Raw genomic sequence first — 13,618 nt, forward strand, 5'->3', positions numbered from 1 at the left:
CTCCCCTTGCTGGGAGAAACCTCGTATGCCTACGGTGTCCTGACGTGAGCTTCTCCCGTGGAGGATGGGACATGACGGAAATTCTTGTGCAGGTGGGTGTGGAGGAGAACATTCCTCCGGTGAGCAGGGTGGTGGAGCACCCGGCATGGCCCGTGCTCAAGGATGCCGTGGAGCGGATCCGGCCATGGCAGTCCAAGGACGGGGCGATCGACTTCGACGCCGAGGGTGCCCCCGACCGGGCCGCCGCCGAGGAAGCCGTACGCCGTGTCGCCGGCGCGGTCGAGGAGCTGTCCCCGCTCCTTCCGCACGACCGCGCCTACCACGAGGCCCTGGTGACGGACCTCGGCCGCTGGGCCGACGGCGGTTTCCAGGTGCCCGACTTCCTCGATTCCCTGCTGGCCTTCCAGCCGGCCGCGGGCCGCGCCGACGGCCTCCAGCACCTGGTCGTCTTCCCGATGTACACGCAGAACGGCAACCCCGACCGCAACCTCGAAGCGGTCGTGCTGCGCATGGTCTGGCCCGACTGGCTGGCCGAACTGGAGCGCACCCGCTACGACAACCCGCTCTTCTGCGGCATCACCTTCGAGGACTTCACGGCCGGCTACGACACCAACTCGGCCGTCCTCTTCCCGGAGACCATCGCCGTGCGCGAGGCGCCCGAGCGCTTCTCCTGGGGCGGCATCTTCTGCGACCGCGAGGCCGCCCGCTTCCGCCGTGTCACCGAGGCCGCCGTCGGGATCCTGGGCCTGGAGCTGCCCGAGGACGTCGCCGCGATGGTCGACGACCAGAAGCGCTGCGAGGAGGCCTTCGTCCTGTGGGACATGGTCCACGACCGCACCCACAGCCACGGCGACCTGCCCTTCGACCCGTTCATGATCAAGCAGCGCCAGCCGTTCTGGATGTACGGCCTGGAGGAGCTGCGCTGCGACCTCACCGCCTTCAAGGAGGCCGTGAAACTGGCGGACGACGGCATCCCGCAGGCCCGTGACGTGCAGTACGCGGTCCTCTTCGACCGCATGTTCCGTTTCCCGGTCACGGGCGAGCGCGTGCGCAACTACGACGGTCTCGGCGGCCAGCTCCTCTTCGCCTACCTGCACCAGCACGACGTCGTGCGCTGGACCGACAACAAGCTCTTCATCGACTGGCAGCGCGCCCCGCAGGTCACCAACCAGCTGTGCACCGAGATCGAGACCCTGTACCGGGACGGCATCGACCGCCCCAAGATCGTGCACTGGTTCGCCGGGTACGAACTGGTCTCCGCCTACCTCGCCCCGCACCCGGGCTCGAAGTGGGCCAAGGGCCCCGACGCCCTGGACCTGACCCTGCCGCCGCGCAAACTCGTCGATGACGTGCTTCCGGACGAGTTTCCGCTGAGCATGTTCTACGAGGCACTGTCCAAGAAGCTGAAGAACGTGATCGCCTCGACCCGGGGCATCACGGCCGCGACGGACGGCGCCGAGCGGGCCGCCGCGTGAGCGAGGGCGGCGGCGCGCGGGAACACGCCCAGCAGGCACAGGCACAGGCACAGGCACAGGAGGCGAGGACCATGGGGAACGGGGCGCTCGACGGCGCGGTGATCGCGGTCGCCGGAGCGGGCGGACCCGCCGGACGGGCCGCGCTGCTGCGGCTCGCCGAGGCGGGTGCGACGGTCGTCGGCTCGGACAACGATCCGGAGCGACTGGCGGAGGCGGTGGACGCGGCACGCTACGCGCACGGCGGCGCCACGGTCACCGGTGAGACCGTCGACCTGCTCGACCTGGACTCCACCCGTGCGTGGGCCGACCGGATCGAGAAGGACTTCGGCCGGGTCGACGGCGTGGTCCACCTCGTCGGCGGCTGGCGCGGCAGCCAGACCTTCACCAAGACCGACCTCGGCGACTGGGACCTCCTGGAGAAGCTGCTGATCCGCACCGTCCAGCACACCTCCCTCGCCTTCCACGAGGCGTTGCAGCGCAGCGACCGCGGCCGCTACGTCCTCATCAGCGCCGCCGGCGCGGGCAACCCCACCGCGGGCAACGCCGCCTACTCGGCCGCCAAGGCCGCCGCCGAGGCGTGGACGCTGGCCATGGCGGACTACTTCCGCAAGGCGGGGGGCGAGCGGGGACCGACGTCCGCGGCTGCGATCCTGGTGGTCAAGGCGTTGGTGCACGACGCGATGCGCGCCGAGCGCCCCAACGCGAAGTTCGCGGGCTTCACGGACGTACGGGACCTCGCCGAGGCCGTCGCCGGAGTCTGGGAGAAGTCCGCCGCGGAAGTGAACGGAAACCGTCTGTGGCTGACCGAGAAGCCGTGAACCCACCGAAGACCGACGCGCGTCGCCATCACGACCCCGAGGTCCGCGGTTTCGCCAGTGACAACTACGCCGGGGCCCACCCGGAGGTGCTCGCCGCCCTGGCTCTGGCCAACGGCGGGCACCAGGTCGCGTACGGCGGGGACGAGTACACCGAGAACCTCCAGCGCGTGATCCGCAGCCACTTCGGCTCCGGCGCCGAGGCGTTCCCGGTCTTCAACGGCACCGGCGCCAACGTCGTCGCGCTCCAGGCGGTCACCGACCGCTGGGGCGCGGTGATCTGCGCCGAGAGCGCGCACATCAACGTCGACGAGGGCGGCGCCCCCGAGCGCGTGGGCGGCCTGAAGCTGCTCACCGTCCCCACCCCCGACGGCAAGCTCACGCCCGACCTGATCGACCGGCAGGCGTACGGCTGGGACGACGAGCACCGCGCGATGCCGCAGGTCGTCTCGATCACCCAGAGCACCGAGCTCGGCACGCTGTACACGCCGGACGAGATCCGCGCCATCTGCGAGCACGCCCACACGCACGGCATGAGGGTGCACCTGGACGGCTCCCGGATAGCCAACGCCGCCGCGTCGCTGGACGTGCCCATGCGGACGTTCACCAACGCGGTCGGCGTCGACCTGCTCTCGCTCGGCGGCACGAAGAACGGCGCCCTGTTCGGCGAGGCGGTCGTGGTGCTCAACCAGGACGCCGTGCGGCACATGAGGCATCTGCGCAAGCTGTCGATGCAGCTCGCCTCCAAGATGCGCTTCGTGTCGGTACAGCTGGAGGCGCTGCTCGCCAAGGACCTGTGGCTGCGCAACGCCCGGCACGGCAACGAGATGGCCCAGCGCCTGGCCGAGGGTGTGCGCGCCGTGCACGGGGTGGAGATCCTCTACCCCGTACAGGCCAACGCGGTCTTCGCCCGGCTGCCGCACGAGGTGAGCGAGCGTCTGCAGAAGCGGTTCCGCTTCTACTTCTGGGACGAGGCGGCGGGCGACGTGCGCTGGATGTGCGCCTTCGACACCACCGAGGACGACGTCGACGCGTTCGTGGCCGCCCTCAAGGAGGAGATGGCGCGCTGACGGCCCACCCGGGCCATGCATAAGGCAATCATGCATAGGTATGCGGTCATCTGAAAAGTCATTGACTGATGGGTGATCGCTTTCCTATGCTCTGCGGGCATGGAGCTGATCCAGAGAACCCCTGACCTGTCCGCCTACCTGGCCGCCGACGAGGTCATCGACCACGGCCATCCACGTGTACGGGAGGTGGCCGGGCGGCTCGCCAAGGAGGCGGAGGACTCGTATGCCTATGCGCGGCTGGCCTTCGAGTTCGTGCGCGACACCATCCCGCACTCACAGGACTCCGGCGACCCCCGCGTCACCTGGCGCGCCTCCGACGTCCTGGAGCGGCGCACCGGCATCTGCTACGCCAAGGCCCACGCGCTGACCGCGCTGCTACGGGCCGAGGACATCCCGACCGCCCTGTGTTACCAACGGTTCGACGTGGTGCACGGGCTGGTCGCCGTGCGGTTCGACGGTGCCTGGCACCGGCAGGACCCGCGCGGCAACAAACCCGGCGTGAACGCGCGGTTCTCCCTGGGGCGGGAGCAACTGGCCTTCACGCCGGACACCGCGGCCGGCGAGGCCGACTACCCGGACCTGTACGCCGCGCCGCATCCGGCCGTGGTGGACGTGCTGAAGGCGGCCACCGACCGGCCCCACCTGTGGGCGACGCTGCCGCCCACCCTGTGACACGCTCGGCTCAGCGCGCCTCGGCCGTGCGCAGCTGCTCCTGCGTCGGGGCGGTGCCGCCGAGATGGGCCGGCATCCACCAGGTGTCGTCCGCTCCCTTGGGGCGCACCGGGTAGGCGCGCTGTGCGGCCTCCAGCAGCTCCTGCACCCGCTCGCGCAGCCGCCGGGTGATGGCGCCCGCGTACTGCTCGCGGGAGGCCTCCATCGCCTCGCCGACCCGGATCGTGATCGGGGTGTGACTGCGCTTGAAGTTGCGCGGGTGCCCCTTGGTCCACAGCCGTTGCGTGCCCCACACGGCCATCGGGATCAGCGGGACGCCTGCCTCCTGCGCCAGGCGCGCGGCGCCCGACTTGAAGCTCTTCAGCGTGAACGACTCGGAGATCGTGGCCTCCGGGAAGACTCCGACGATCTCGCCGGACCGCAGCGAGTCCAGGGCGTGCGCGTACGCCGCCTCTCCCTGCTTGCGGTCCACCGGGATGTGCTTCATGTTGCGCATCAGCGGACCGGAGACCCGGTGCCGGAAGACCGACTCCTTCGCCATGAAGCGCACCAGCCGCTTCTGGGGCAGCGCCGCCAGGCCGTCGAAGATGAAGTCCAGGTAGCTGATGTGATTGCTCACCAGCACGGCGCCGCCCGAGCGCGGGATGTTCTCCGAACCCTGGCAGTCGATCTTGAGGTCCCACACCTTGAACAGGGTGCGGGCGAGACCGATGGCCGGGCGGTAGGCGAGTTCTGCCATGGGCGGGTCGGACCCTTCCTTGTCAGCCTGGGAAGGGGACTCCCAGTCGAAAGTTACGCAGCCGTAGGTTTGCGGCTTGTCGCAGATCGTGCCCCAAGAACGGCCGGTGTACCAGCCTTGGTGCCCGCTCGCGGCGAGATCCTCATCACGTCATCCGCCGTTTCGTGGCCGAAAAACAACGGTGAGCCGGGAATCTTCACCGGCCCGTGAACGCTGTACGTGCGGACGACCGGACCGGACCAGGACCGGCTGGCGGCGCGCGCGGGTGACGCGCGCTCATGAGTGCCGCGGTGGCGGCGGAACGGAGGCGCGCGGGTGCGCGGGCAGGGCGACGACACGCGGTACGACACGTCCGGCCCACGGCTCGAGGCGGCCGACGTCGGCGCGGAACTCGGCGCCCGCGCCACGCTCGTCCAGTTCTCCAGCGCGTTCTGCGCCCCCTGTCGAGCCACCCGGCGGGTCCTCGCCGAGGTGGCCGGTATGGTCCCCGGCGTCGCCCATGTCGAGATCGACGCCGAGGACCGCCTCGAACTCGTCCGCGCCCTCGGCGTACTCAAGACCCCGACCGTGCTGGTCCTCGACGCCGACGGCCGCGTTGTGCGGCGCGCCGTGGGGCAGCCGCGCAAGGCGGACGTGATCGCAGCGCTGGGCGTGGCGGTGTGATTACCGCCACGCCGTCGGTGAGGCGTTCTCCACAGCTTTCCCCTCCCAGGACGTATTTGACTGTGTGTGCCACCCGTCGTCAGCCGGCCCGTTTGCCTTCGCTCCCTCCCCTCGGGCCGAGGCGCAACGCAGAAGGACATTCCGAATGACGGCCACACCCGACCTCGCCGCGCCGCGGCTCGCCGACTCCGACCTGCTGCGGTCCGTCTTCCGGCGGCACGCGGCGGGGGTTTCCGTGATCACCGCGCGCGGTGACGCCGGCCCGGTGGGATTCACGGCCACGTCCCTCGCCTCCGTGTCCGCCGAGCCGCCGCTGCTCTCCTTCGGCATCGGCACCGGCTCCTCCAGCTGGCCCGCGGTGTCCGAGGCCGAGTACGTCGGCGTCCACCTGCTCGGTGAGCACCAGCGGGACCTCGCGGCCACGTTCGCCCGTAGCGGCGCCGACCGTTTCGCCCCGCCCACCGCCTGGCGCGAGGGCCCCGAGGGCGTGCCCGTGCTGGACGACGTCCTCGCCTGGGTCGTGTGCCGCGTCGTCGGCCGCGTGCCCGCGGGGGACCACCGCATCGTGCTGGCGGAGGTGCTCCTCGGCGACTCCGCGGGCACCGGCAGCCCTCTGCTCTACCACCAGGGGCGTTACAGCGGGCTGCGTGACTGACCGGTCACCGGGACACCGCTGCGAAGCCGTCGGGTTCCGGTTACGCTGCGTTGCGAAGGTCACAGTTCAAAGCGCTTGCTTAGCGGGAAAGAACTGGGTGTACTGACGAGTAATATTCCGGTGGGAGCGCAGGTCGCCCCGGCCGGGATCGGCCGCTTGGGGCGCCTATGCTGCCTGCAAGCAGGCAGCACTGAAATGTCGATGCAGTAGGAGAGCCGGCGTGAGCTTGAGGATCGTTGTCACTGTGAAGTACGTGCCCGACGCCACTGGCGACCGGCACTTCGCCGATGACCTGACCGTCGACCGGGACGACGTGGACGGCCTGCTCTCCGAACTGGACGAGTACGCGGTCGAGCAGGCGCTGCAGATCTCGGAGAACTCCGACGACGACGTGGAGATCACCGTCCTGACGGTGGGTCCGGAGGACGCCAAGGACGCGCTGCGCAAGGCGCTGTCCATGGGCGCGGACAAGGCGATCCACGTCGAGGACGACGACCTGCACGGCACCGACGCCATCGGCACCTCCCTGGTGCTGGCCAAGGCCGTCGAGAAGGCCGGTTACGACCTGGTCATCTCCGGCATGGCCTCCACCGACGGCACCATGGGCGTCGTACCGGCGCTGCTCGCGGAGCGCCTCGGCGTGCCGCAGGTGACGCTGCTGTCCGAGGTCTCCGTCGAGGACGGCACCGTGAAGGGGCGCCGTGACGGCGACTCCGCCACGGAGCAGCTTCAGGCGTCGCTGCCGGCCGTCGTGTCGGTCACCGACCAGTCGGGTGAGGCGCGTTACCCCTCCTTCAAGGGCATCATGGCGGCCAAGAAGAAGCCGGTTCAGGCCTGGGACCTGTCCGACCTCGACATCGACGAGGACGAGGTCGGTCTCGGGAACGCCTACACCAAGGTCGACTCGGCGACCGAGCGCCCCGCGCGCACCGCGGGCACGATCGTCAAGGACGAGGGCGAGGGCGGCAAGCAGCTCGCTGAGTTCCTCGCGGGCCAGAAGTTCATCTGAGCCCCGGATTCGCCGACCGCCCCTCACATCTCGCAAGCAGGAGAGAAGAAGTCCCATGGCTGAAGTTCTCGTCTACGTCGACCACGTGGACGGTGCCGTCCGCAAGCCCACCCTGGAGCTGCTGACCCTCGCCCGCCGCATCGGCGACCCGGTCGCCGTGGCCCTCGGCAACGGTGCCGCCGACACCGCCGCCACCCTCGCCGAGCACGGCGCGGTCAAGGTCCTCACCCACGAGGCCGCCGAGTACGCCGACTACCTGGTCGTGCCGAAGGTGGACGCCCTCCAGGCCGCCCACGAGGCCGTCTCCCCGGCCGCCGTGCTGGTGCCGTCCTCCGCGGAGGGCAAGGAGATCGCCGCCCGTCTGGCGCTGCGCCTGGGCTCGGGCATCATCACCGACGCCGTCGACCTGGAGGCCGGCGACGAGGGCCCGGTGGCCACCCAGTCGGTGTTCGCCGCCGCCTTCACCTCCAAGTCCCGCGTCTCCAAGGGCACCCCGGTCATCACGGTCAAGCCGAACTCGGCCGCCGTCGAGCCGGCCCCGGCCACCGGCGTGGTCGAGGCCCTGTCGGTGTCCTTCTCCGCCCAGGCGACCGGCACCAAGGTCACCGCGCGCACGCCGCGTGAGTCGACCGGCCGTCCGGAGCTGACCGAGGCCGCGATCGTCGTCTCCGGCGGCCGTGGCGTCAACGGCGCGGAGAACTTCGCGATCATCGAGGCGCTGGCCGACTCGCTCGGCGCGGCCGTCGGTGCCTCGCGTGCCGCGGTGGACGCCGGCTGGTACCCGCACACCAACCAGGTCGGCCAGACCGGCAAGTCGGTCTCGCCGCAGCTGTACATCGCCTCCGGCATCTCGGGTGCGATCCAGCACCGCGCCGGTATGCAGACCTCGAAGACGATCGTGGCGGTCAACAAGGACGCCGAGGCCCCGATCTTCGAGCTGGTCGACTACGGCGTCGTCGGCGATCTCTTCGACGTCGTCCCGCAGCTGACCGAGGAAGTCAAGACCCGCAAGGGCTGACCTCCACTCGTAGCGCCTGCCGAGGCCCCCGCGACCGTCCTTCCTGGTCGCGGGGGCCTCGGCGTCTGCGCAGGATGGTGTTGACCCGCGCGGGACCGACAGATAACTTCGCTCTACGGATTATTGATTCCGTTCAGCGGAAAACAGGAGGGTGTGGGATGGGTCAGCAGGAGAAGGTGGCGACGAGTCTCGCGGGCGCCGTCGGCGAGGAGATCAGTGCCTCCCTCGCACCGGTCGACGCGGAGCTGGAGCGTTGCTACCCCGGAGACCCGGGTACCCGCCAGCCCGTCCACACCGTCTACGTCCCCGGCGACGTCTTCGCCGCCGACACGATCCGCTCCTGGGGCGACCGGGCGCTGGCCGCCCTCGACGAACACGCCCCCGACGCCGCGTCCTTCGCCGCCGTCCTCGGCCTCACCGACGACCTCGCCGAGCCGGTGTACAGCCGCGTACGCGCCAAACTGGAGCGCGAGCCGATCGAAGACCTCCGCGTCGACTTCGAGGACGGCTACGGCAACCGCACGGACGCCGAGGAGGACGAGGCCGCCGCCCGCGCGGCCCGGCTGATCGCCGAGGCGTACGACCAGGGCACGGCGGCCCCGTACATGGGCATCCGCATGAAGTGCATGGAGGCCCCGGTGCGCGCCCGGGGCATCCGCACGCTCGACGTCTTCCTCAGCGGCCTGATGGAGGCCGGCGGCCTGCCGGACGGGCTGGTCCTGACCCTGCCGAAGGTGACCTACCCCGAACAGGTCACCGCCATGGTGCGGCTCCTGGAGGCCTTCGAGAAGGCCCGCGGCCTGGAGCCCGGCCGTATCGGCTTCGAGATCCAGATCGAGACCAGCCAGTCCATCCTGGCCGCCGACGGCACCGCCGCCGTCGCCCGCATGATCCAGGCCGCCGAGGGCCGCGCCACCGGCCTGCACTACGGCACCTTCGACTACAGCGCCTGCCTCGGCGTCTCCGCCGCCCACCAGGCCAGCGACCATCCGGCCGCCGATCACGCCAAGGCGGTCATGCAGGTCGCCGCCGCCGGTACCGGCGTACGCGTCTCGGACGGCTCCACCAACGTCCTGCCCGTCGGCCCCACCGAGAAGGTCCACGACGCCTGGCGCCTGCACTTCGGCCTCACCCGCCGCGCGCTGGCCCGCGCCTACTACCAGGGCTGGGACATGCACCCTGGTCACATCCCCACCCGGTACGCGGCCGTCTTCGCCTTCTACCGCGAGGGCTTCGAGCAGGCCGCCGCCCGCCTCGCCCGCTACGCCAACCGCACCGGCGGCGACGTCATGGACGAGCCCGCCACCGCCAAGGCCCTGAGCGGCTATCTGCTGCGCGGACTGGACTGCGGCGCCCTCGACATCGGCGAGGTCGCCCGGCTGACCGGCCTGACCCGCGCCGACCTGGAAGGCTTCTCGTCCCCGCGGCGCGGTGACCTCACCGCATCGGCGCAGTAGGCGGCGGCCGGGTCCCGGCGAGGGGTTCGTCCGTCCGGCCCGGAGCGTCCGGCCCGGAGCGTCCGTACCGCTCCGGGCCGGACGCCGTCACCCGCCTCTCCTCGGCGAACAGCCGCGTCCCCCGCTCGCACAGCCGCCGGTCCGCCTCGCTGACCCGCGCGGCCGTCCGTCAGGTGCCGCTCACGGTGCCGGTGGCAGCTCGCCGGAGCCGCGGGTGACCAGCCTGGTCGGCAGTTCGATGCGGTCGGGCGCGAGCAGCGTGCCGTCCAGCTGGCGGAAGAGCCGCTCGGCGGCGGTCCGGCCGAGGGCCGCCGCGTCCTGGGCGACCACGGTGACGCCCGGCTGGAGCAGGTCGGCCAGTTCGATGTCGTCGAAGCCGACGAGGGCGACCCTGCGGGCGTGTTCGGCCAGGACGCGGATCACGGTGACCGTCACCCGGTTGTTGCCGGTGAAGATCGCGGTGACCGGGTGCCGGTCGGCGAGCATCTCCTCGGCGGCCCGGCGCACCCGCACGGGGTCGGTGACGCCCAGGGACATCCAGGAGTCCTTCACCGGTATGCCCGCGTCCTCCATGGCGGCCCGGTAGCCGCGCAGTCGCTCGGCGGCGGTGTGGATACGGGGCATGTCACCGATGAAGCCGATCCTGCGGTGTCCGTGCGCGATGAGGTGGGCCACGCCGTCGCGGGCGCCGCCGAAGTTGTCGGACACCACCACGTCGGCGTCGATCCGACCCGCCGGACGGTCCACGAACACCGTGGCGACGCCCGCCTTCAGCTCGGGTTCCAGATACCGGTGGTCGTCCCCGGCCGGGATCACCACCAGCCCGTCCACGCGTCGCGCGCACAGCGCCAGTACCAGCTCCTGCTCGCGGTCCGGGTCCTCCGCGCTGGACCCGTTGATCAGCAGGGCGCCGTGGGCGCGGGCCACCTCCTCCACGGCACGGCTGAGCGGCCCGTAGAAGGGGTCGGCCAGGTCCTCCAGGACCAGGCCGATGCTGGCGGTACGGCCCTTGCGGAGTACTCGCGCGCTGTCGTTGCGGCGGAAACCGAGCGCGTCGATGGCCTCCTGGACGCGGCGTTCGGTCTCGGGGGTGACGCCCGGCTCCCCGTTGACCACCCGCGAGACGGTCTTGAGGCCGACCCCCGCCCGGGCGGCGACGTCCTTCATGGTCGGGCGGTTGCCGTATCGGTTCCCGGGAAGGCGGGCTGCGCGGCGGGTCGTGTCGGGCACGATGCGGTGTCCTGTCCTGTCGTCCACGGGAGTGCGTCGGCTCCTGTTGTCCACGGGGGATGTGTCGGTCATGGGTTTGTATGAGGATGTGGCGTCGAGCATAGAGCCTGGACAACGTTGTCAAATGCGGGAGACACTGTTCGTCGTACTCTCCGGTCCTCGTCCCCACCGCGGGACCGGTCCACTGCGCGTTCTTGTGTTCGTCATTCTTCATTCGGTCCGACGGGGAGATCCGACTCTGATGCACACCGACCTCGTGGCAGCGCTGGACATCGGCGGCACCAAGATCGCCGGTGCGCTGGTGGACGGCCACGGCCGCATCCAGGCGCGCGCTCAGCGTGCGACGCCCGCCCAGAAAGACGGTGACACCGTGATGCGGGCCGTCGAGGCCGTGCTCACGGAGCTGACCGCGTCGCCGCTGTGGGGGCGGGCCACGGCCGTCGGCATCGGCAGCGCCGGCCCGGTGGACGCCTCCGCCGGTACGGTCAGCCCGGTGAACGTGCCCGGCTGGCGCGACTACCCGCTCGTCCGTCGGGTCCGCGAAGCCGCCGGTGGCCTGCCCGTCGAGCTGATCGGCGACGGCGTGGCCATCACGGCGGCCGAGCACTGGCAGGGCGCGGCCCGAGGGCACGACAACGCGCTGTGCATGGTGGTCTCGACGGGCGTCGGTGGTGGTCTGGTGCTGGGCGGCAGGCTGCATCCCGGACCGACCGGCAACGCGGGCCACATCGGCCACATCAGCGTGGACCTGGACGGCGATCCGTGCCCGTGCGGCGCGCGCGGCTGCGTGGAGCGCATAGCGAGCGGCCCCAACATCGCGCGGCGCGCCCTCGACGCCGGATGGCGCCCCGGCCCCGACAAGGACACCTCAGCCGCGGCGGTCGCCGCCGCCGCCCGGCTGGGCGATCCCGTCGCCGTGGCGTCGTTCGAACGGGCCGCGCAGGCGCTGGCGGCCGGTATCGCCGCCACCGCGACCCTCGTCGAGATCGACATCGCCGTGGTCGGCGGCGGCGTCGGCAAGGCGGGCGACGTGCTCTTCGCCCCCCTGCGCAAGGCGCTGACCGCATACGCGACCCTGTCCTTCGTGCGGCGCCTCGCGGTCGTCCCCGCCCAGATGGGGACCGACGCGGGGCTGGTGGGAGCGGCCGCGGCGGCGCTGACGAGGACGGCGGGGGCGGCTCCGGCACGGGTCTGAGCGCGCGGGGCGTACCCGGCCGCCGCACGTGGTGCCCCTGCGGGCTGCTCGTCGGGCCATCTGATCAGCGACGCCGGGCTCCTTCTTCGAACAGGGTGGTGCCGTCCAGGCCGGGTGCGACGGCGGGCGGGTGGTGGGGCGGGCCGGAACCGGCCCGGACCCGTAGGAGGACCGTGCCGTGCGCGGGGACGGTGGCCGACACGGTGCCCGCGGTGTGGGAGCTCTCGTGCCGCCACAGGTCGCGCAGGGTGTAGACGGGCGCGTCCGGCAGGCCGACGGCCTCGGCGCTGGTGGTGATCCGCAGCGGGCTGCCGGACTCGTTGAACAGCGCCACCGCGCGGCTGCCGTCCCGCATCTCCTTGGCGACGACCCAGCGACCGCCCTCGGAGGAGACGACGGTCCCCTGCTTGCCCAGCGGGTCCTGGTCGACCGCGATGACCTCCCGGTTGCCGAGGATCTCGAAGGTCTCCTCGGACGCGTCGCGCAGGTCGGTGCCGATGAGAAGCGGGGCCGCCATGACCGACCACATCGAGAAGTGGGTGCGGTACTCGGTGCCGGTCATGCCGCCGTTGCCGACCTCCAGCATGTCGGGGTCGTTCCAGCGGCCGGGTCCGGCGTGCTCGGCGAGTGGGAGGTTCTTCTTCAGGATCGACAGCATCGAGCCCCAGGTGTCCTTGATGTCGCCGGTGGTCCGCCACAGGTGCCCGAGGCCGCCCGCCCAGCGCCAGGGCCTGTTCTCCCCCCACTCGCAGACGCTGTACACGATCGGCCGGCCGGTGGCCCTCAGCGCGTCCCGCATGGTGGTGTACCGCCGCACGGCGTCCGCGCCCCGGTTGTTGCAGTTGTCGTACTTGAGGTAGTCCACGCCCCAGTCGGCGAACTGCCGGGCGTCGCCGTACTCGTGGCCCAGCGCACCGGGGAAGCCGATGTCGCTGCACGTCTTCGTGCCGGCGCTGGTGTAGATGCCGAACTTGAGGCCCCTGGCGTGCACGTAGTCGGCCACGGCCTCGATGCCGTTCGGGAAGCGCGCAGGGTCCGGTACGAGTCTGCCCTCGGCGTCCCGCTCCGGCAGCGCCCAGCAGTCGTCGAGGTTGACGTACTGGTAGCCGGCGTCCTTCAGTCCCTTCTCGACGAGGAGGTCCGCGACGCCCTTGACCATCGCCTCGTCGAACTCGGCTCGGCAGTGTGTGGAGTTCCAGTTGTTGAAGCCCATGGGCGGGGTGAGGGCGAGTCCGTCGTCCGGGGCGGGTGAGGTGTGCTTCTCGGCGGGTGCGGCGTGCTCCCGGACGGCCGGGCCGGCGGTGGCGGGCGCGGCCAGTCCCGCCGCGCACAGCAGGGCGGTGAGGAGCGACCCGGTCGTGCGCCTGCGGGACGCGCGGGTGGCAAGGGGACGTGTCACTACGTTCCTCCGAATCCCCGAACAGGTGGAACGACAGGCGAAACGCGACGGACAGGGCGGAAAGGCCATGCTCACGTCGGCGCAGAGCGCTCACGGTAGGACGTGTCCGACTGTGTTGGAAGAGGTGGGGTCTTCACCTGCTGGGCGTCGAAGTCGAGTAAGTAGGCGTAACCATGTATGAGTGAGTGTCGTTGTCAGAGCGTGAATCTGACGGAATGGGC

At 71.1% G+C, this 13,618-nt stretch carries 12 protein-coding genes and 1 pseudogene; 10 read left to right on the forward strand and 3 right to left on the reverse strand.

All coding sequences use genetic code 11. The features are described 5' to 3' along the window. Window positions 1-71 precede the first annotated feature (71 nt). The 4 genes from ACH4NX_RS35575 to ACH4NX_RS35590 all read left to right on the forward strand — a co-directional run bounded on the left by ACH4NX_RS35575 (window position 72) and on the right by ACH4NX_RS35590 (window position 4,032). Complete coding sequence (locus ACH4NX_RS35575; protein WP_351393590.1) at window positions 72-1,475, forward strand: DUF6421 family protein; 1,404 nt, start codon at window positions 72-74, stop codon at window positions 1,473-1,475. A 71-nt stretch (window positions 1,476-1,546) separates the two neighbouring features. Then, a complete protein-coding gene (locus ACH4NX_RS35580) occupies window positions 1,547-2,293 on the forward strand; it encodes an SDR family NAD(P)-dependent oxidoreductase (protein WP_351393636.1) in 747 nt (248 codons plus the stop codon). Beyond that, window positions 2,290-3,360, forward strand: a complete 1,071-nt coding sequence (locus ACH4NX_RS35585; RefSeq protein ID WP_398130094.1) for a threonine aldolase family protein — start codon at window positions 2,290-2,292, stop codon at window positions 3,358-3,360. Before ACH4NX_RS35580 ends, ACH4NX_RS35585 begins: the two co-directional genes overlap by 4 nt. A 99-nt stretch (window positions 3,361-3,459) precedes the next feature. Continuing rightward, the gene (locus ACH4NX_RS35590) at window positions 3,460-4,032 is read left to right on the forward strand and encodes a transglutaminase family protein (protein ID WP_398130095.1); all 573 of its coding nucleotides are present in this window, start codon (window positions 3,460-3,462) and stop codon (window positions 4,030-4,032) included. A gap of 10 nt (window positions 4,033-4,042) precedes the next feature. Here the strand turns inward: ACH4NX_RS35590 and ACH4NX_RS35595 are convergent, their stop codons facing one another. Next, window positions 4,043-4,771 (reverse strand): lysophospholipid acyltransferase family protein, encoded by a 729-nt coding sequence (locus ACH4NX_RS35595; RefSeq protein WP_351393597.1) that lies wholly within the window; start codon window positions 4,769-4,771, stop codon window positions 4,043-4,045. A 282-nt stretch (window positions 4,772-5,053) separates the two neighbouring features. Between ACH4NX_RS35595 and ACH4NX_RS35600 the strand changes: the two genes are divergently transcribed. From ACH4NX_RS35600 to ACH4NX_RS35620, 5 genes are all read left to right on the forward strand, one after another. After that, window positions 5,054-5,434, forward strand: a complete 381-nt coding sequence (locus tag ACH4NX_RS35600) for a TlpA family protein disulfide reductase (protein WP_398130096.1) — start codon at window positions 5,054-5,056, stop codon at window positions 5,432-5,434. A 145-nt stretch (window positions 5,435-5,579) separates the two neighbouring features. Continuing rightward, window positions 5,580-6,089: a flavin reductase family protein gene (locus tag ACH4NX_RS35605; protein WP_398130097.1), complete on the forward strand. Its 510-nt coding sequence runs from the start codon at window positions 5,580-5,582 to the stop codon at window positions 6,087-6,089. Window positions 6,090-6,309: 220 nt separating this feature from the next. Then, window positions 6,310-7,098, forward strand: coding sequence for an electron transfer flavoprotein subunit beta/FixA family protein (locus ACH4NX_RS35610; protein ID WP_398130098.1), 789 nt, complete (start codon window positions 6,310-6,312; stop codon window positions 7,096-7,098). Window positions 7,099-7,153: 55 nt separating this feature from the next. Continuing rightward, a complete protein-coding gene (locus tag ACH4NX_RS35615) occupies window positions 7,154-8,116 on the forward strand; it encodes an electron transfer flavoprotein subunit alpha/FixB family protein (protein WP_398130099.1) in 963 nt (320 codons plus the stop codon). A gap of 158 nt (window positions 8,117-8,274) precedes the next feature. Beyond that, the gene (locus ACH4NX_RS35620; protein ID WP_351393611.1) at window positions 8,275-9,573 is read left to right on the forward strand and encodes a DUF6986 family protein; all 1,299 of its coding nucleotides are present in this window, start codon (window positions 8,275-8,277) and stop codon (window positions 9,571-9,573) included. Between the two features lie 180 nt (window positions 9,574-9,753). Here ACH4NX_RS35620 and ACH4NX_RS35625 read toward each other — a convergent pair whose 3' ends face one another. After that, the gene (locus ACH4NX_RS35625; protein WP_398130100.1) at window positions 9,754-10,830 is read right to left on the reverse strand and encodes a LacI family DNA-binding transcriptional regulator; all 1,077 of its coding nucleotides are present in this window, start codon (window positions 10,828-10,830) and stop codon (window positions 9,754-9,756) included. Between the two features lie 214 nt (window positions 10,831-11,044). On the opposite strand from ACH4NX_RS35625, the gene ACH4NX_RS35630 reads away from it, so the two are divergent. Further along, complete coding sequence (locus ACH4NX_RS35630) at window positions 11,045-11,998, forward strand: ROK family protein (RefSeq protein WP_351393615.1); 954 nt, start codon at window positions 11,045-11,047, stop codon at window positions 11,996-11,998. Between the two features lie 79 nt (window positions 11,999-12,077). Here ACH4NX_RS35630 and ACH4NX_RS35635 read toward each other — a convergent pair. Further along, window positions 12,078-13,466, reverse strand: a pseudogene (locus ACH4NX_RS35635) (glycoside hydrolase family 27 protein); the annotation flags it as partial. Window positions 13,467-13,618 lie beyond the last annotated feature (152 nt).

This window comes from Streptomyces sp. NPDC017225 (genome assembly GCF_044331465.1).
GTDB lineage: Bacteria > Actinomycetota > Actinomycetes > Streptomycetales > Streptomycetaceae > Streptomyces.